This window comes from Modestobacter versicolor, from assembly GCF_041028285.1.
Taxonomy (GTDB): domain Bacteria; phylum Actinomycetota; class Actinomycetes; order Mycobacteriales; family Geodermatophilaceae; genus Modestobacter; species Modestobacter versicolor_A.
In genome coordinates this window covers 39,406-57,682 of the sequence record NZ_JABGDB010000007.1, presented here as the reverse complement: position 1 = coordinate 57,682, position 18,277 = coordinate 39,406, and the positions used below count along the sequence as shown (strand labels likewise).

Below are 18,277 nucleotides of genomic sequence, written 5' to 3'. Positions count from 1 at the left end.
CCCCCGGGCGACCCGAGGTGGTCGGGGGGTCGTCACCGCACCGTAGAATCAGCCCCCGTACCGCCCGACTGTCAGGAGCGCTCGTGCCCCCCGCTGTGGACCCTGAGGCCTCGCTGCGGGAGCTGCTCGGCCGGATCGCCCCAGGCACCGCCCTCCGGGACGGTCTCGAGCGGATCCTGGCCGGCCGGACCGGCGCGCTGATCGTCCTGGGCTACGACCGGGTGGTCGAGTCGCTGTGCACCGGTGGGTTCGCCCTGGACGTGGCGCTGTCGGCCACCCGGCTGCGCGAGCTGGCGAAGATGGACGGCGCGGTGATCGTCTCCTACGACGGCACGCGCATCGTCCGGGCCGGCGTGCACCTGATGCCCGACCCGACGATCCCGACCGAGGAGTCCGGCACCCGGCACCGCACCGCGGAGCGGGTGGCCCTGCAGACCGACTTCCCGGTGATCTCGGTCAGCCAGTCGATGCACATCATCTCGGTGTACGTCTCCGGGCGCCGCTACACCCTCGAGCACCCCACGACGATCCTGGCCCGGGCCAACCAGGCGCTGGCCGCGCTGGAGCGGTACAAGCTCCGGCTGGACGAGGTGGCCTCCACGCTGTCGGCGCTGGAGATCGAGGACCTGGTCACCGTGCGGGACGCGATGAGCGTCAGCCAGCGGCTGGAGATGGTCCGCCGGATCGCCGACGAGATCGAGGGCTTCGTCGTCGAGCTGGGCACCGACGGCCGGCTGCTGGCCCTGCAGCTGGACGAGATGCTGGCCGGGGTCGAGGAGGACCGCGGGCTGCTGGTCCGCGACTACCTGCCCAGCGGCCGCCGCAACCGCACCGGCGAGGAGGTCCTCTCCGATCTGCGGGCCCTGTCGGCGACCGAGCTGCTCGACCTCTCCGCGGTCGCCCGGTGCTACGGGCTGCCCACCTCCCCCGACGCGCTGGACTCCCCGGTCAGCCCGCGCGGCTACCGGCTGCTGGCCCGGGTGCCCCGGCTGCCGGCTGGCATCATCGACCGGCTGGTCACCCACTTCGGCGGGCTGCAGAAGCTGCTGGCCGCCACCATCGAGGACCTCCTCGCCGTCGAGGGCGTCGGCGAGGCGCGCGCCCGCGGCATCCGCGAGGGCCTGTCCCGGCTCGCCGAGACCTCGATCCTCGACCGCTACAGCTGAGGCAGGGCCGGGCCCGGCGGGGTCCGGGGACCGTCAGGTGAGGGTGAAGGCGGTGTCGCCGCTGATCGCGGCGTCCAGCCGGCCGCGCAGCACGTAGCTGCCCGCGCCGGGCGTGGTCCGTGCCGCGGCGCACCCCGGCGCGCTGCTCAGCCCGCTCCACAGCACCGGGAAGACGACCGACTCCCCCGGCTGCAGGGTCCGCTGGTCGGAGCTCGCCTCCGGGTAGCAGTCGTTGCTCCCCCAGACCCGGTTGCCCGACCCGTCGAGCAGCACGATCTCCTGCAGCCCCTTGTCCAGGGTGCGCACGCAGGGGACCGCGGAGGTGTTGGTGACCACCAGGTCGAAGGTCGGCTTGCTGCCCACCGCCGTGCTCGACGGGTTCGCGCGCACCCCGACGCTGATCATGTCGTCGCCGCAGGCCCCGCCGCTGACCCGACCGGCCGCCGCCGGCTCCGCCGTGCCCGGGTCGACCGGTCCGCGGGTGGGCACCTGCACCGCCGCCAGCGAGGGCACCACCTGCTCGAGGGCCGGTTCCGGGGCCGCGCCCGTGGCCCCGGCGACCACCGGGTCGTCCGGCGAGGTCCCGCCGGTCGCGACCGTCGCCCCCAGCCAGCCACCACCGCCCAGCACGCCCACGACACCGACGAGCACCAGCAGCCGCCGCCGCCAGTAGACGGCGGTGGGCAGGGGGCCGACCGGGTGGAGCACACGGCGACGCTAACCGTCGGTCGACCCCGGGGTGCGCGCGCCACGCCACGGCAGCGGTGGGCTCGTCCTCGCAGGTCACGCCGGTGTCACCCGATCCCACCTGCCCGGTGACCCACCGTGGCGGACCGGTCCGCTCCCGGGTCCGCCTGCCACCGGGGCAGACTGGTGCCTCGTGAGCAGCGCAGGTCCCGCCGAGCCTCCCGCCGGTGCCGAGCAGCCGGTCGGTGACGTCGTCGTCGACTGGTACGCCGGTGCCGCACGCGACCTGCCCTGGCGCGAGCCGGGCACGGACCCGTGGGCGGTGCTGGTCAGCGAGGTCATGCTGCAGCAGACGCCGGTCGCCCGGGTGGAGCCGGTGTGGCGGACCTGGCTGGCCCGCTGGCCCGACCCGGCGTCGATGGCCGCCGCGAGCCCGGCCGAGGTGATCCGGGCGTGGGGGAAGCTCGGCTACCCCCGCCGGGCGCTGCGGCTGCGGGAGGCCGCGGTCGCCATCACCGAGCGGCACGGCGGTGTGGTGCCCGCCGACGTCGACGAGCTCGAGGCGCTGCCCGGCGTCGGCACCTACACCGCCCGGGCCGTCTCCTGCTTCGGCCACGGCCGCCGCCAGCCGGTGGTGGACACCAACGTCCGCCGGGTGGTCGCCCGGCTCGTGCACGGCCGGGCGGAGGCGGCACCGGCCCGGGCCGCCGACCTGACCGACATCGCCGCGCTCGCCCCGGCGGACGACGCCCGCGCCGTCCGCTTCTCGGTGGCGGTCATGGAGCTCGGCGCCCTGGTCTGCCTCGCCGGCACGCCACGGTGCCCCGCCTGCCCGGTGCGGGACCGCTGCGCCTGGCGGCTGGCCGGCTCACCGGCGTACGACGGGCCACCGCGGCGGGTGCAGGGGTTCGCCGGCACCGACCGGCAGGTGCGCGGGCGGCTGCTCGACGTCCTGCGGGCCGCGACCGCGCCGGTCCCGGCCGACGCCCTGGTGCCGGTGTGGGACGACGCCGTCCAGCGGTCCCGCTGCCTGGACTCGCTGCTGGTCGACGGGCTCGTCGTCCAGACCGAGGACGGCCGCTTCTCCCTCCCCGACTGAGCCCCGGGATCAGCTCAGCTGGTCGTACGTGCTCCTGGCTCACGTCAGCAGGTGAGCCAGGAGCAGGTACGACCAGGTCACCTGATCCCGGGGAAGCGGGGCAGGCGGGCGGCAGGGGGTGCTGGAGACGGCACAGGGCCGCCACCCGCGGTGCGGGTGACGGCCCTGTGCAGGGTCGTGCCGGTTACTCGGCCTGGGCGGCCGCGGGGCCGTCCTCGTCGCCGTCGGCGACCGCGAGGGCCACCGGCGGGGTGTCGGGCAGGTCGACCGGCTTGGCCTCCGAGCGGAAGGTGAACGTCGACTTGGTGGTGTCGGCGTTCTCCTCGACGTCCACCACGATGATCTCGCCGGAGGCGATCTCGCCGTAGAGGATCTTCTCGCTCAGCGCGTCCTCGATCTCGCGCTGGATCGTCCGACGCAGCGGACGGGCGCCCAGCACGGGGTCGAACCCACGGGCCGCCAGCAGCTTCTTCGCCGCCGGGGTGACCTCGAGCGACATGTCCTTGTTCGCCAGCTGCGTCTCGACCCGGGCGAGCATCAGGTCGACGATGTGGACGATCTCGTCCTCGGTCAGCTGGTGGAACACGACGATGTCGTCGATGCGGTTGAGGAACTCCGGCCGGAAGTGCTGCTTGAGCTCCTCGTTGACCTTGAGCTTCATCCGCTCGTAGTTGCTGGTCGTGTCGTTCCCGGCCTGGAAGCCGAGGCCGACGGCCTTGGAGATGTCCCGCGTCCCGAGGTTCGTGGTCAGGATCAGGATCGTGTTCTTGAAGTCCACGATCCGGCCCTGGCCGTCGGTCAGCCGGCCGTCCTCGAGCACCTGGAGCAGCGTGTTGAAGACGTCGGCGTGGGCCTTCTCGATCTCGTCGAAGAGGACCACCGAGAACGGCTTGCGCCGCACCTTCTCGGTCAGCTGGCCGCCCTCGTCGTAACCGACGTAGCCCGGAGGGGCACCGACGAGCCGCGACACGGTGAACTTGTCGTGGAACTCGCCCATGTCGATCTGGATGAGGGCGTCGTCCTCGCCGAAGAGGAACTGCGCGAGCGCCTTGGCGAGCTCGGTCTTACCGACACCCGAGGGGCCGGCGAAGATGAACGAGCCACCGGGACGACGGGGGTCCTTGAGGCCCGCCCGCGTGCGCCGGATCGCCTGGCTGACGCTCTTGATGGCCTCTTCCTGGCCGATGATCCGCTTGTGGAGCTCGTCCTCCATGCGCAGGAGGCGGGTGGTCTCCTCCTCGGTCAGCTTGAAGACCGGGATGCCGGTCCAGTTGGCCAGGACCTCGGCGATCTGCTCGTCGTCGACCTCGGCGACGACGTCCATGTCGCCGGCCTTCCACTGCTTCTCGCGCTCGGACTTCTCGCCGAGCAGCTGCTTCTCCTTGTCGCGGAGCGAGGCGGCCTTCTCGAAGTCCTGGGCGTCGATCGCCGACTCCTTCTCGCGGCGGATGCCGGCGATCCGGTCGTCGAACTCGCGCAGGTCCGGCGGGGCGGTCATCCGCTTGATGCGCATCCGGGCGCCGGCCTCGTCGATCAGGTCGATCGCCTTGTCCGGCAGGAAGCGGTCGGAGATGTACCGGTCGGCCAGCGTCGCGGCAGCCACGAGCGCGCTGTCGGTGATGCTGATCCGGTGGTGCGCCTCGTAGCGGTCGCGCAGGCCCTTGAGGATCTCGATGGTGTGCTGGAGCGTCGGCTCGCCGACCTGGATGGGCTGGAAGCGGCGCTCGAGCGCGGCGTCCTTCTCCAGGTGCTTGCGGTACTCGTCCAGCGTGGTCGCACCGATGGTCTGCAGCTCACCACGGGCCAGCATGGGCTTGAGGATGCTGGCGGCGTCGATCGCGCCCTCGGCGGCACCGGCCCCGACGAGGGTGTGGATCTCGTCGATGAACAGGATGATGTCGCCGCGGGTGCGGATCTCCTTGAGGACCTTCTTCAGGCGCTCCTCGAAGTCACCGCGGTAGCGGGAACCGGCGACCAGGGCGCCGAGGTCCAGCGTGTAGAGCTGCTTGTCCTTCAGCGTCTCGGGCACCTCGCCCTTGACGATGGCCTGGGCCAGGCCCTCGACGACGGCGGTCTTGCCGACGCCGGGCTCACCGATGAGGACCGGGTTGTTCTTGGTGCGGCGCGAGAGCACCTGCATGACCCGCTCGATCTCCTTGGCCCGCCCGATGACCGGGTCGAGCTTGGAGTCGCGCGCGGCCTGGGTGAGGTTGCGGCCGAACTGGTCGAGGACCAGGGAGGTCGACGGCGTGCCCTCGGCGGGGCCACCGGCAGCGGCGGGCTCCTTGCCCTGGTAACCGCTCAGCAGCTGGATGACCTGCTGGCGGACGCGGTTGAGGTCGGCGCCGAGCTTCACGAGCACCTGGGCGGCGACGCCCTCGCCCTCGCGGATCAGGCCGAGCAGGATGTGCTCGGTGCCGATGTAGTTGTGGCCGAGCTGCAGCGCCTCGCGCAGCGACAGCTCCAGGACCTTCTTGGCACGCGGGGTGAAGGGGATGTGACCGGACGGGGCCTGCTGGCCCTGGCCGATGATCTCCTCGACCTGCTGACGCACGCCCTCCAGCGAGATGCCGAGGGACTCGAGCGCCTTCGCGGCGACACCCTCACCCTCGTGGATCAAGCCCAGGAGGATGTGCTCGGTGCCGATGTAGTTGTGGTTGAGCATCCGGGCCTCTTCCTGGGCCAGGACGACCACCCGACGGGCTCGGTCGGTGAACCGTTCGAACATCTGCTGCTTCTCCTCTGACCGGCTGGACCTGCTGTGCTCGTGCCCCCTCGCAGGGGACGGTGGACACCCGACGTTCGTCGGCGCGCTGGGCACCGGTCGCTCCACTGTAGTTCGCACCACCCACCCGGCGTCGAGACGTAGCCGTCAGACCGTGGAGGTGGCTCGGTGGACACAACTGTCGTCCCACGAACGCTGTTCCGCCGCCATTACGCCGTCAGCGGACGCCAGCCCCAGCCGTACCGTGCGCCCCAGCGCCGGAACGCACGACGGCCCGGCACCCCTGGAGGGGTACCGGGCCATGGTGGGGAACTGGAACGGCCCCGCTACAGGGGCCCGCGCTGAGCTCGCGAAGCGTGGGGGGGTAGCGGGGTCCTCCTTCAGTGGGCGGCTTCGAAGGCCTCGACGACGGCGGCCGGGATGCGGCCCCGGTCGCTGACCTCGTGGCCGTTCTTGCGGGCCCACTCGCGGATCGCGCCGGCCTGCTCGCGGTCCATCCGGCCACCGCCACCGGTCGCGCGGGAACGGCCGGCGCCCGAGGCGCGGGTGCCGCGGCTGCTCACCTTGCGGGCGGCGTTCACGTACTTGCCGAAGACGTCACGCATCTCACCGGCGTTCTTCTCGGACAGGTCGATCTCGTAGGTCGTCCCGTCGAGGGCGAACGTGACCGTCTCGTCAGCGGAGATGCTGTCGTCGAGGTCGTCGCTCAGGATCACCTGGACCTTGCGTGCCATTGTCTTCTCACTCCTGTTGCTCCGGGTGCGCGGACTGTCGTCAAAGCCACCCCGTGTTTCGACCAGCCCATGGAATCACACGGCGTCGCATTCCGGCGAATGCCGGCGCATTCCTCCGGGAAAACGCCCCGAAGTGGTGACGCTATTGGTGGAGTGGGCGCACCAAAGGGAACAGGATCGTCTCCCTGATGCCCAATCCGGTGAGCGTCATCATCAACCGGTCCATGCCGAAGCCCATGCCACCGGTCGGTGGCATGCCGTACTCGAGCGCCTCCAGGAAGTCCTCGTCGAGGGCCATCGCCTCGGGGTCACCGGCGGCCGCCAGCAGCGCCTGGGCGGTGAACCGCTCACGCTGGACGACCGGGTCGACCAGCTCCGAGTACGCGGTGCCCTGCTCGATCCCGCCGATGTAGAGGTCCCACTTCTCCGCCAGTCCTGGCGTGGAGCGGTGCGCCCGGGTCAGCGGTGAGGTGTCCACCGGGTAGTCGATGACGAATGTCGGCGACTGCAGCGTGTGCTGGACCAGCGCCTCGAAGAGCTCCTCGACGACCTTGCCGGGCAGCCACGCCGGGTCGACGCCGACGTCGTGCCGCTCGGCGAGGTCGCGCAGCCGCTCGACCGGCGTCCCCGGCGTGACCTCTTCACCGACCGCGTCGGAGACCGCGGTGTAGAGCGGCAGCTGCGGCCACTCGCCGGACAGGTCCAGCTCGGTCCCGTCGTGGTGGCGCGCGACGTGGTCGCCGAACAGTGCCGTGGCACACTCCTGGACCAGTTCCCGCGTCATCGTCGCCATTGTCTGGTAATCCCAGTACGCGGCGTACGCCTCCAGCATCGCGAACTCCGGTGAGTGCGAGGAGTCGGCGCCCTCGTTGCGGAAGTTGCGATTGATCTCGAAGACCCGGTCGAGGCCGCCGACGATGCACCGCTTGAGGAACAACTCCGGTGCGATGCGCAGGTACAGGTCGAGGTCGAAGGCGTTCATGTGCGTGCGGAAAGGGCGGGCGGCCGCGCCGCCGTGCACCGTCTGCAGCATCGGCGTCTCGACCTCGAGGAAGCGCCGCTCGGTGAGCCCGGCGCGCAGCGTGCGCATCACGGTGGAGCGCTGGTGGACGGTGCGCCGGGCCTCGTCGCGCACGATCAGGTCGACGTAGCGGCGGCGGACCCGCAGCTCCTCGCTCATCGGCTTGTGCGCCACCGGCAGGGGCCGCAGCGCCTTGGCCGCCAGCTGCCAGGAGTCGGCGAAGACCGACAGCTCGCCGCGGCGCGACGTCCCGACCTCGCCGGTGACCAGCACGTGGTCACCGAGGTCGACGTCGGCCTTCCAGGCGGCGAGGGACTCCTCCCCCACCCGGTCCCGGCTGAGCATGACCTGCAGCTCGGTGTCGCCCTCGCGCAGCGTCGCGAAGCAGAGCTTGCCGGTGTTCCGGGAGAAGATCACCCGGCCGGTGACGCCGACCTGCTCGCCGGTCATGGTGTCCGGCTCGAGCTCGGGGTGGCCGGCGCGCACCTCGGCCAGCGTGGTCGTCCGGGCGACGGAGACCGGGTACGGGTCGATGCCCGCCTCGCGGAGCCGGTCCAGCTTGGCCCGCCGGACCCTCAGCTGCTCGGGGAGTTCGTCGTCGGGCAGGCCGGAGGGTTCCTCACTCACGTGGCGAGCCTACGGGCGGGACGACGGCGTCCCACCACCGCTGGCACCGAGGGAGGCCTGGTGGCGCTCGAACGCCAGCCGGAGGCCGTGCACGGTGAGGTCCGGCTCGCGCTCGCCGATCGACCGGCAGCTGTCGACGACGAGCCGGTGCAGCCCGCCGGTGGCGACGACGACAGGCGCGGCCCCGAACTGGGCGACCAGTTCCGCGGCGATCCGGGCCACCAGCCCGTCGACCAGCCCGGCGAAGCCCAGCACGAGCCCGGACTGCAGGGCCGCGACGGTGTTCTTGCCGATCGCCTGGGGCGGCACGGCCAGCTCGACCGACCGCAGCTGGGCCGCGCGGTCGGCGAGCGCCTCGAGGCTGACCTCCACCCCGGGGGCCAGCGCCCCGCCGAGGAACTGCCCGTCCGGGCCGATCGCGTCGACGTTGGTCGAGGTCCCGAAGTCCACGACGACGACGGGGCGGCCGCTGCCGTCCGCGCGGCGGCCGAAGAGCTCGTGCGCGGCGAGCGCGGTGACCACCCGGTCCGAGCCGACCTCGCGCGGGTTGTCCACGTGCAGCGGCACCCCGGTGCGCACGCCGGGGCCGATCAGGGTGACCGGGACGGCGAGCCGGTCCAGCAGCTGGCGGATCGCCGGCAGCAGCGCCGGCACCGTGGAGCAGGCAGCGACCCCGGTGACGACGGTGTCGCGGAGCAGCCCGCGCCAGAGCATGTGCAGCTCGTCGGCGGTGGCCCGGGCGTGCGTCGTCACCCGCCAGCAGTCGACCCGCCGGTCGCCGTCGAAGGTGGCCAGCACGGTCTGGCTGTTGCCGACGTCCACGGTGAGCAGCACGGCTCAGACCTCCCGCAGGTCGAGCGCGAGGTCGAGGATCGGTGAGGAGTGGGTGAGCGCCCCGACCGACAGGAAGTCGACGCCGGTGTCGGCGACCGCCCGCGCGACGTCCAGGGTGAGTCCGCCGGTCGCCTCCAGGTCGACGTCCAGGTCGCCGACCAGCGCGACGGCCGCCTGCAGCTGGTCGGTGGTCATGTTGTCCAGCAGCAGGAAGTCCGCGCCGGCGTCCACGGCCTCGCGGACCTGGTCGAGGGTGTCGCACTCGACCTGCACGGTCACCCGCGGCGCGCGCTCGCGGACCAGCCGGACGGCGGCGGCCACGGAGCCCGCGGCCGCGACGTGGTTGTCCTTGACCATCGCGACGTCGTAGAGGCCCATCCGCTTGTTCGCCCCGCCGCCGCAGCGCACCGCGTACTTCTCCAGCGGGCGCAGCCCCGGGGTGGTCTTGCGGGTGTCCAAGACGACGGCGCCGGTGCCGGCCACCGCGTCCACCCAGGCGCGGGTGGCGGTGGCGATCCCGCTGGCCCGGCTGGCGATGTTCAGCGCGCTGCGCTCGGCGGCCAGCAGCGCGCGCACCGGACCGCGCACGGTGAGCAGCACGTCGCCCCGGCGCACCCGGTCGCCGTCGGTCGCGCCGGCGGTGAGCGTCGCGCCGGGTGCGAGCCGGGTGAACACCCGGGCGGCCAGCGGCAACCCGGCGACCACGCCGTCCGCGCGGGCGACCAGGTCCGCCGCCCCGAACTGGGTGCCGGGCACGGTGGCCGCGCTGGTGACGTCGTAGCTGACCGCGAGGTCGGCGGCCCGGGGCAGCGGCGGCCCGCCGGTGAGGTCCTCGGTGAGGGTGCGCTCCACCAGCTCGTCGACCCAGGCGACGGTCAGCCCGGTGCCGGTCAGGTCGGTCGGCTCGCTCACCAGGACACGCCTCGCTCCGCTCGGTGGTTCGTTCCGCTCCTCGCTCGCTGGCGCTCGCTGCGATGCTCGCTCACCAGTGCACCTCCACGGGCTCCCCGACCGGTCGCCGGGACAGGGTCACCTCGCCGCCCGCGTCCAGCCGGACGTCGAGGTGCACCCGCCAGGCGTCCTCGGCGTCGGGGTGGTCCTCCCGCCAGTGGCAGCCACGGGTCTCCTCGCGGGCCGCGGCGGCGGCGGTGATCGCGGTGGCGACGGTGAGCAGGTCGGTGGTCTCCCAGCCGGGCACCCCGGGGACGGCGGTGGTCCGCTCCCCCAGCGCCAGCAGCCGGTCCGCGGCCTCGGCCAGCCCGGTGCCGCTGCGCAGCGCGCCCACCCGGGCCGACATGGTGGCGGTCAGCTCGGTGCGCGCCGCGGCGTCGACCAGGCCCTCGGGGCGGGGGTCGGCCGGCTCGGCGGGCGAGGGCACCGGCAGCTCGCGGGCCAGCGCCTCCCCGATGCGGCCGGCGAACACCAACCCCTCGAGCAGCGAGTTCGAGGCCAACCGGTTGGCGCCGTGCACGCCGGTGCAGGCGACCTCGCCGCAGGCGTAGAGCCCGGGCACCGTCGTCCGGCCGGACAGGTCGGTGGCCAGCCCGCCGGAGGCGTAGTGCGCGGCCGGGGTGACCGGCACCAGCTCGGTGACCGGGTCGATGCCGGCCTCCCGGCAGCGGGCGACGATGGTCGGGAAGCGCTCGGCGAGCCCGGCCACCTCGCGGGCGTCGAGCCACACGTGGTCGACGCCGTCGCGCAGCTGCACCCGGGTGATGGCCTTGGCGACGACGTCGCGCGGGGCCAGCTCGGCGAGCTCGTGGACGCCGACCATGAACCGCTCGCCGGCGCCGTCGCGCAGCACCGCACCTTCGCCGCGCAGCGCCTCGGAGACCAGGGGCTGCTGGCCGCGGGCGCCGGGGCCGAGGTAGAGCGAGGTGGGGTGGAACTGGACGAACTCCAGGTCGGTGGCGACCGCGCCGGCCCGCAGGCCCAGGGCGACGCCGTCACCGGTGGAGACGCCGGGGTTGGTGGTGGCCGCGTAGACCTGGCCCATCCCGCCGGTGGCCAGCACCACGGCCCGCGCCCGGACGGCGCCGACCCCGTCGGCGCTGCCCTCCCCCAGCACGTGCAGGGTCACGCCGGCGACGCGGCCGGCCTCGTCCCGGACGACGTCCAGCACCATCGCGTGCTCGACCAGCGTCACGCCCGGGTCGGCGGCCACCGCGTCGCGCAGGGCGCGCTGCACCTCGGCGCCGGTGGCGTCCCCGCCCGCGTGCACGATCCGGTCGGTGGAGTGGCCGCCCTCGCGGGTGAGCAGCAGGTGGCCGGCGCCGTCCCTGTCGAAGGCGGCACCCCAGGTGATCAGCTGGTGCAGCCGCTCGGGCCCCTCGGTGACCAGCGCCCGCACCGCCTCGGCGTCGCAGAGCCCCACACCGGCGACCTCGGTGTCCCGGGCGTGCGCTGCGGGGGTGTCGGTGGCGCTGAGCACGGCGGCGATCCCGCCCTGCGCCCACCGGGTCGACCCGTCGTCCACCTCGACCTTGGTGACGACGGCGACCGAGAGCCCGGCGGCGCGGGCGTGCAGCGCCACGCAGAGGCCGGCGACGCCGGAGCCGACGACGCAGACGTCGGCGGTCAGCTCCCAGCCGGGCGCCGGCGCCCGCAGCCGCAACGGCAGCCCGGCGGCCTGGACGACCGCCGTCCCGGTCAACGGACCGGGACGCCGAGCGGGCTGCGCTGCTGGTCCACGGCTCCCGGGACCGGGGCGGACGGGTCCCCGCCGAGCTCGACGACCCGGTTCGCCGCGTCGACGTGCACGACCTTCGGCAGGTAGGACTTCACCTCGGTCTCGTCCATCAGGCCGTAGCTGATCAGGATCACCAGGTCGCCGGGGTGCACCAGGTGCGCGGCGGCACCGTTGATGCCGATCACGCCCGAGCCGCGCTCGCCGGGGATCACGTAGGTCTCCAGCCGGGCGCCGTTGGTGACGTCCACGATCGCCACCTGCTCGCCGGGCAGCAGGTCCGCGGCGTCGAGCAGGTCCTCGTCGATGGTCACCGAGCCCACGTAGTGCAGGTCGGCCTGGGTCACCGTGGCCCGGTGGATCTTGCTCTTGAGCATGGTGCGCATCATCGGGTGGCTCCCGTGGGCTGGTGGGTGGGTGAGCCGAGGCTGACCGCGGTGTTGTCGATGAGCCGGGTGCTGCCGGCGCGGGCGGCGACCAGCAGCCGGGCGGGTCCGGCGGTCGGTGCCGGCCCCAGGTCGGGGCCGGTCAGCTCCAGGTAGTCCGGGAGCAGGTCCGGCTCGGCGGAGAGCACCCGCCGGGCGGCGGCCAGGACGGCGTCGGGCCCCTCCGGACCTGCGGCCGCGCCGGCCCGGAGTGCAGCTGACAACGCCGCGGCGGCACCCCGCTGTTCCGCCGACAGCCAGCGGTTGCGGCTGGACAGCGCCATGCCGTCGTCCTCGCGGACGGTCGGGACGCCGACCACCTCCACGCCCAGCGCCAGCTCGCGGGCCATCGCCCGGATGAGCGTCAGCTGCTGGTAGTCCTTCTCACCGAGGACGGCGACGTCCGGCCGGACCAGCCCGAACAGCTTCGCGACGACGGTGAGCACCCCGGCGAAGTGCCCGGGCCGCACCGCGCCCTCCAGCACGTCGCCCAGCGGACCGGGCTGCACGGTGACGCCCACCTGCCCGGCCGGGTAGACCTCGTCGACCGGCGGGTGGAACACCAGGTCGGCGCCCTCCTCGGCCAGCGCGGCCAGGTCGGCGTCCCAGGTGCGCGGGTACCGGTCGAAGTCCTCGCCCGGACCGAACTGGGTCGGGTTGACGAAGACGGAGACCACGACGCTGCCGCCGAGCTCGCGCGCCGCGCGGACGAGCGCGCGGTGCCCCTCGTGCAGGGCGCCCATGGTGGGCACCAGCACGACCGGGCCGGGCAGCTCGCCGCGGAGCTTGCGCAGCTCGGCGGTGGTCTCGGCGACGACGGGGGCGGCGGTCACCGCGCGGCGTCCTCGGTCGAGCCGCTGAGCAGCTCCAGCAGCGGGGCGCCCTCGTGCCGCTTGAGCCGGCCGGCGGCCAGCGCGCGCTCGGTGGTGCGCCGGGCGAGCGCCACGTAGGCGTCGACCGCGGACGGCGCCCGCTCGCCGAGGGTCTGCAGGTGCGCGGCGACCGTGCCGACGTCGCCCCGGCTGACCGGACCGGTGAGCCCGCGGTCGCCGCGGCGCAGCCCGTTGTCCAGGGCGGCGGTCAGCAGCGGGCCGAGCACCTTGGCCGGGTCGGCCACGCCGGCGGTGCGCAGCAGGTCGGCCGCCTCGGCGACCAGGGTGACCAGGTGGTTGGCGCCGGTGACCAGGGCGGCGTGGTAGAGCCCGCGGTCGGACTCGTCGACCCAGAACGGCTCGCCGGCCATCTCCAGGACGAGGGTCTCGGCGACCGCGCGGTGCTCGGGCCGGCTGGTGACCCCGAACGGCGCGGCGACCACCCGGTCGGCGTCCTCGGGGCCGCCGGAGAAGGTCATCGCCGGGTGCAGCGCGAGCGGCAGCACCCCCGCCCCCTCGGCGGGCGCCAGCACGGCGAGGCCGTGCGCGCCGGAGGTGTGGAAGACGAGCTGGCCGCGGCGCCAGGCACCGGTCTCGGCCAGGCCGGCGACCAGCCCGGCGAGGATGTCGTCGGGCACGGCGAGCACGACCAGGTCGCTGGCGGCGACGACCTCGTCGGCGGGGAGCAGCGGGACGCCGGGCAGCAGCCGGGCGGCGCGCTCCGCGGAGGCGGCGGACAGGCCCGAGGCGGCGACGACGTCGTGCCCGGCGGCGGCGAGCGCGGCACCGAGGACGGCTCCGACGCGGCCGGCGCCGACGACCCCGACACGCAGCCGGGCGGGCGCCTCGGCGGCCGGGGCCAGGCCCGCGGCGGGGAGGACAGGGGGTCGCGGGGCAGGACCGCGCGAGGGACGGACGGACATCCCGGTGCACCTCTCGTTCCAGTCCCTCGCGGGTACCGGACTCAGGTCGCTCGGCGACCCACGTCGTCGTGGGCCGTGGTGCTGGGTCGTGCTGGTCGGCGCTCGGCCCGCTGCAACCACCCGTCGCCGGGTGTGTCACGCGGGTGTCCCGCCGTAGGCGAGTGTGTGTCCGCCCGTCGTCCGCCGCAACGGTGCGGAGGTGTGTGCTGACTCACCCGGGTGGCCGGACCACGCCCCGGGGCCCCGGCTAGGTTGGCTCCGCGCCGGCAGCGGAGCCGGCCGACGAGCAGGAGGAGCACGGTGAGCAGCTTCGAGGGACGCACCGCACTGGTCACCGGGGCGAGCCGCGGCATCGGCCTGGCGATCGCGCAGAGCCTGGTCGACCGGGGCGCCCGGGTGGTGGTCACCGCCCGCAAGGCCGACGCCCTCGCCGCGGCCGTCGAGCAGCTCGGCGGACCGGACCGGGCGGTGGCGGTGGCCGGCAACGCCGGCGACCCCGAGCACCGCGCCGAGGCCGTGCGCACGGCGGTGGAGACCTTCGGCAGCCTGGACCACCTGGTCGGCAACGTCGGGATCAACCCGGTGTTCGGCCCGCTGATGGACGCCCCGCTCGACGCGTTCCGCAAGATCCTGGACACCAACGTCGTGGCGAGCCTCGGCCTGGTGCAGGAGGCGTGGAAGGCGTGGATGGCCGAGCACGGCGGCTCGGTGCTGATCGTCGCCTCGGTCGCCGGGCTGAAGTCCAGCGAGGGCATCGCCGCCTACGGCGTGAGCAAGGCCGCCCTGGTCAACCTCACCACCCAGCTGGCCGTGGAGCTCGGCCCGAAGGTGCGCGTCAACGCGGTCGCCCCGGCGGTGGTGAAGACCCGGTTCGCCGAGGCGCTGTTCACCGGCCGCGAGGACGAGGTCTCCCAGCAGTACCCGGTCGGCCGGCTGGGCACCCCGGAGGACATCGGGGAGGCGGCGGCCTACCTGCTCGGCGACGGCGCCGGCTGGGTCACCGGGCAGACGCTCGTGCTCGACGGCGGCGCGCTGTCCCGCGGCCCGATCTAGCGGCCGAGGAGCCGGGCGAGCACGTCGTCCTCGCCGGTCCCGCCGTCCTCGTCGCGGTAGCGGCGCCGGCGGGACCGGCTGCCGCTGGGCGCCTCGACCCCGCTCTCGGCCAGGATCTGCTCGAGCCGGGCGTGCCCGGACGGCTCGCGCGGCGCGGCCGGGCCGTCGCGGTAGCCGGCCGGGTCGTGGTCCCGCGCCCCGAAGGACGACCCGCCCGGGGCGGCCGGGGACCAGGGCTGACCGCCGGGCCCGGGCTCGTCGGCCGGGACGTCGGTGGACGGCCGGAGGACGGACGTGCCGAAGAGCATCTCGTCGTAGGCCGAGCTGTCGTACCGCGACGGCGCGGGGTCGGCCGGGGCAGCCGACGAAGTCCCGGAGGACAGCGGCGGCAGGGCCGGCGGCTCGTCCGCCGGGACCGGTGGCAGCGACGGCGGCTCGTACGCCGGCACGGGGAGCGGGGACGCGGGCCGGTCCAGCAGCCCGTCGTCCGCGGGCTCCGGCGCGCGGCGCCGGTGGCGGCGGGGCTCCTCGGGGACGGCGACCGGCAGCTCTCCGGTCGGGCGGCCGTGCTCGTCGACCAGCGACCGCTCACCCAGCCACTCCAGCGGCGACGGCGGGACCACCCGCGGTGGCGCCGGTGGCGGCACCGGGGGCGGGCCGCCGACCAGCCGGGGCGCGGGCTCGTCCGCGGCGACGCGGGTCTCCGGCCGCGCCTGCGTCACGTCCGCGGAGCTCACCGTCGGGACGGCGGGTGGGTCGGCGCGGGAGACGTGGACCTCGGGGCCGTCGGCGGCGGCCGGCCAGAGGTCGGGAGCCGCTGCCCGGGGCTCGGCGGGCACGACGTGGGTCTCCGCCCAGCGGTCGACCTCCCAGCCCTCCGGCGCCTCCCAGGCCGGGACGCCCTCCAGCGTGCGGGCGTCGGACGGCTCTCCGGTCGGCTGTGCCGGGCCTCGGACGGACTGGGCGCGCATGACCATCCGCTCGACCAGCAGCTCGCCGGAGAGCTGCTCGGTGAGCTCGGAGCGCATCCGGCCCAGGTCGGTGCGCAGCTCCCCCAGGCCGGCCAGCTCGCCGCGCAGCTCGGTGAGCGCGGCCAGCTCGGTGCGCAGCTGGCCGATCGCGGCGACCTCGTCCCGCAGCGTGCCGAGACCGGCCAGCTCGCCGCGCAGCTGGGTCAGCTCGGTGCGCATGGCGTCCTCGGCCTCGCGCCGCAGCCGGCTCTCCAGCTGCACCTCGTAGGCGTGCCGGGCGGACACCTCGCGCTCGAGCTCGAGGGCGTAGGCGTGCCGCAGCTCCGCCTCGCGGCCGGCGGCGGCCAGCCGGTCGGCGCGGCGGTCGCCGGCCAGGAACGCGGCGACGACGAAGGCCCAGCAGACGGCGAGCAGGGCCACCCGCAGGTACAGCGGGTCGTCGGTGAAGAAGACCGCAGCGGTGGCGGCGGCGGCCAGCACGAGGCCGACCACGAGCCAGCCCCGCCGGCCGCGGGGCGCCGGGGCGGGCAGCTCCGCGGGGGCGGCGGGCGCCGGGGCCAGCGCGATCGCCAGCGCGGACGCCGGACGCGCGGGCACCGGGGGCAGGCCACCCCGTGCCGGGGCGCTGTCGTCCCGGCGACCTCCCATGCCGCCCAGCTTAGAGGCCGGAGCACCCCGCACCGGGGCAGCGACGCGGCGCGAGCACGCCGGGTCGCAGGCCCCGGTGGCAGGGTGGGGCCGGTGACCCTCACCCTGCTCGACTGGCGGCGGCGGGTCGCCGCCCTCTACGCCGACGTCCGCGCCGCCGACGACCCCGAGGAGGGCTGGGCGACCTGGCGGGCCGGCCGCGACGTGCTGGTGCGCGACCACCCGGACTCACCGCTGGCCCCGGAGGCGCGGGCCGCGTCCCCCGGGCTGCCGTTCGCGCCCTACGACCCGGCGCTGCGCTTCGTCGTCCCGGTGGACACCGACGTGGAGCCGGAGCGGCGGGAGGTGCCGACCGCCGCCGACGGCGTCGTGGTGCTGGACCGGATCGGCCGGGTGACGCTCGGCGACGTCGGCCGGCTCGACGTCTGGTGGGTCGGCGGCTACGGCGGCGGGCTGTTCCTGCCGCTGCGCGACGGCAGCGCCGGGACGACGACGTACGGCGGCGGGCGGTACCTGCTCGACACCATCAAGGGCGCCGACCTCGGCGGGGACGACGGGCGGCTGGTGGTCGACCTCAACCTGGCCTACCACCCGTCGTGCACCTACGACCCGCGCTGGACCTGCCCGCTGGCCCCGGCGGGCAACCGGGTGGACACCGTCGTCGCCGCCGGGGAGCAGCTGCCCCCCGGCGGCTGGTACTGACGGCGCAGCCGGCAGTCGGCCTGCCTGCAGGGTCCCGCCCCGAGCTTGCGAGGGGTGGGGGGCAGGGAGGTCCTTCTACTGGGCGAGGGCGCCGTCGGAGCTGAAGACCAGGCCGATGGAGACGTCGCCCTGCTGGATGGCGGCCTTGGTCAGCGGGCCGCCGGCGTCGTACTCGTCGAAGCTGGCGAACTCGAGGCCGTAGGTCTCCTCGAGGCCGAGCTGGCACTGCGGCCGGGTCGGGCACTCGCCCGGGCCGCCGAGGGTCAGCGAGCCGTCGCCGCAGGCCTCGGCCAGCTCGGACAGCGTGGTCACGCCGACGGCGTCGGCGAACTCGGTCGTCACCGCGAAGGCGTTCTGGTCGGTCGCCTCGGCCGGCTGGCCGAAGACCAGGCCGTACTGCTCGGCGACCGGCTCGAGCGCGGCGAGGGTCTCGTCGGCGTCGCTGGTGGCGATCGGGTCGGCGTTCGGGTCGACCGAGGTGTTGATGATGTCGGCGACGGTGGCCAGGTACTCCGGGAACGCCTGGATCTCGCCGCGCTGCAGCGCCGGGAGGTAGAGCTCGCGGTTGCCGACGGTCTGCACGGTGGCCTGGAAGCCGGCGGCGGTGAGCGTGCCGGCGTAGACGTTGGCCAGCACCTGGGACTCGCTGAAGTCCGCAGCACCGACCACGACCGGCCCGCTGCCACCGGTGACGCCCTCGCCGAGCCCGTTCTCCGACACGTAGGCGGCGGCCACGTCGGCGGCGCTCTGCCGGTCGATGTCCACGGCCTTGTTCATGCCGATGAGGTCGTCCTCGGTGAGCTGCGCGGACACCGTGTCCAGCGCCTCGACCAGCGCCGGGTTGGCGGCCGCCGCGGCCGCGTTGACCGCGGGGACGATGTTGTCGGCGTTCTGCAGGCCCTTGTCGTCCTCGAGGACGACCAGCTGGTCGCCGGGGACCGGGGCGCAGGCGTCGCCGGAGGCGGAACCGCCGGCCTCGGCGCCACCGCCGGTGCCGGACGAACCGGACTCCCCGCAGGCGGCGGTCGCGAGCACGACGGCGATGGCCGCGATCGGGAGGATGTTCCGGGAACGACGACGCGTGCGCATCAGGTCCGCCTTCTG

Annotated in this window: 16 protein-coding genes; 4 read left to right on the top strand and 12 right to left on the bottom strand. The window is 74.7% G+C overall.

Translation table 11 applies throughout. The features are described from left to right. The first annotated feature begins 83 nt into the window (after nt 1-83). Nucleotides 84-1,166 carry a DNA integrity scanning diadenylate cyclase DisA gene (disA, locus tag HL054_RS18915; RefSeq protein WP_369140620.1) on the top strand — a complete coding sequence of 361 codons (1,083 nt, stop codon included), beginning with the start codon at nt 84-86 and terminating at the stop codon, nt 1,164-1,166. 33 nt (nt 1,167-1,199) lie between these two features. Here the strand turns inward: disA and HL054_RS18910 are convergent, their stop codons facing one another. Further along, nucleotides 1,200-1,874: a MucR family transcriptional regulator gene (locus tag HL054_RS18910; protein WP_369140619.1), complete on the bottom strand. Its 675-nt coding sequence runs from the start codon at nt 1,872-1,874 to the stop codon at nt 1,200-1,202. Between the two features lie 172 nt (nt 1,875-2,046). On the opposite strand from HL054_RS18910, the gene HL054_RS18905 reads away from it, so the two are divergent. Next, entirely contained in the window at nt 2,047-2,952 is a 906-nt protein-coding gene (locus tag HL054_RS18905; protein ID WP_369140618.1) for an A/G-specific adenine glycosylase, read from the top strand. A 184-nt stretch (nt 2,953-3,136) separates the two neighbouring features. Here the strand turns inward: HL054_RS18905 and HL054_RS18900 are convergent, their stop codons facing one another. The 9 genes from HL054_RS18900 to HL054_RS18860 all read right to left on the bottom strand — a co-directional run bounded on the left by HL054_RS18900 (nt 3,137) and on the right by HL054_RS18860 (nt 13,799). Continuing rightward, on the bottom strand, nt 3,137-5,680 hold the full coding sequence (locus tag HL054_RS18900) for an ATP-dependent Clp protease ATP-binding subunit (protein ID WP_369140617.1): 2,544 nt from the start codon (nt 5,678-5,680) through the stop codon (nt 3,137-3,139). 377 nt (nt 5,681-6,057) lie between these two features. Further along, nucleotides 6,058-6,411, bottom strand: a complete 354-nt coding sequence (locus HL054_RS18895) for a histone-like nucleoid-structuring protein Lsr2 (protein ID WP_369140616.1) — start codon at nt 6,409-6,411, stop codon at nt 6,058-6,060. 142 nt (nt 6,412-6,553) lie between these two features. Further along, complete coding sequence (lysS, locus tag HL054_RS18890) at nt 6,554-8,059, bottom strand: lysine--tRNA ligase (RefSeq protein WP_369140615.1); 1,506 nt, start codon at nt 8,057-8,059, stop codon at nt 6,554-6,556. A 9-nt stretch (nt 8,060-8,068) separates the two neighbouring features. Beyond that, a complete protein-coding gene (locus HL054_RS18885) occupies nt 8,069-8,893 on the bottom strand; it encodes a type III pantothenate kinase (protein WP_369140614.1) in 825 nt (274 codons plus the stop codon). Nucleotides 8,894-8,896: 3 nt separating this feature from the next. Then, complete coding sequence (nadC, locus tag HL054_RS18880; protein ID WP_369140613.1) at nt 8,897-9,805, bottom strand: carboxylating nicotinate-nucleotide diphosphorylase; 909 nt, start codon at nt 9,803-9,805, stop codon at nt 8,897-8,899. 70 nt (nt 9,806-9,875) lie between these two features. Then, a complete protein-coding gene (locus tag HL054_RS18875; protein ID WP_369140612.1) occupies nt 9,876-11,546 on the bottom strand; it encodes an L-aspartate oxidase in 1,671 nt (556 codons plus the stop codon). Further along, on the bottom strand, nt 11,543-11,968 hold the full coding sequence (panD, locus tag HL054_RS18870) for an aspartate 1-decarboxylase (protein ID WP_369140611.1): 426 nt from the start codon (nt 11,966-11,968) through the stop codon (nt 11,543-11,545). Before panD ends, HL054_RS18875 begins: the two co-directional genes overlap by 4 nt. Beyond that, a complete protein-coding gene (panC, locus tag HL054_RS18865) occupies nt 11,965-12,837 on the bottom strand; it encodes a pantoate--beta-alanine ligase (RefSeq protein WP_369140610.1) in 873 nt (290 codons plus the stop codon). Before panC ends, panD begins: the two co-directional genes overlap by 4 nt. Continuing rightward, nucleotides 12,834-13,799, bottom strand: a complete 966-nt coding sequence (locus HL054_RS18860; RefSeq protein ID WP_369140609.1) for a Rossmann-like and DUF2520 domain-containing protein — start codon at nt 13,797-13,799, stop codon at nt 12,834-12,836. Before HL054_RS18860 ends, panC begins: the two co-directional genes overlap by 4 nt. Nucleotides 13,800-14,099: 300 nt before the next feature. Between HL054_RS18860 and HL054_RS18855 the strand changes: the two genes are divergently transcribed. Continuing rightward, complete coding sequence (locus HL054_RS18855; protein ID WP_369140608.1) at nt 14,100-14,852, top strand: SDR family oxidoreductase; 753 nt, start codon at nt 14,100-14,102, stop codon at nt 14,850-14,852. On the opposite strand, the gene HL054_RS18850 is transcribed toward HL054_RS18855, so the two are convergent. Continuing rightward, complete coding sequence (locus tag HL054_RS18850; protein ID WP_369140607.1) at nt 14,849-16,471, bottom strand: DUF6779 domain-containing protein; 1,623 nt, start codon at nt 16,469-16,471, stop codon at nt 14,849-14,851. The genes HL054_RS18855 and HL054_RS18850 overlap by 4 nt on opposite strands. 93 nt (nt 16,472-16,564) lie before the next feature. Here HL054_RS18850 and HL054_RS18845 point away from each other — a divergent pair, with 93 nt between their 5' ends. Beyond that, on the top strand, nt 16,565-17,173 hold the full coding sequence (locus HL054_RS18845) for a DUF1684 domain-containing protein (RefSeq protein ID WP_369140606.1): 609 nt from the start codon (nt 16,565-16,567) through the stop codon (nt 17,171-17,173). Between the two features lie 75 nt (nt 17,174-17,248). Here the strand turns inward: HL054_RS18845 and HL054_RS18840 are convergent, their stop codons facing one another. Further along, nucleotides 17,249-18,262 carry a glycine betaine ABC transporter substrate-binding protein gene (locus tag HL054_RS18840; RefSeq protein ID WP_369140605.1) on the bottom strand — a complete coding sequence of 338 codons (1,014 nt, stop codon included), beginning with the start codon at nt 18,260-18,262 and terminating at the stop codon, nt 17,249-17,251. Nucleotides 18,263-18,277 lie beyond the last annotated feature (15 nt).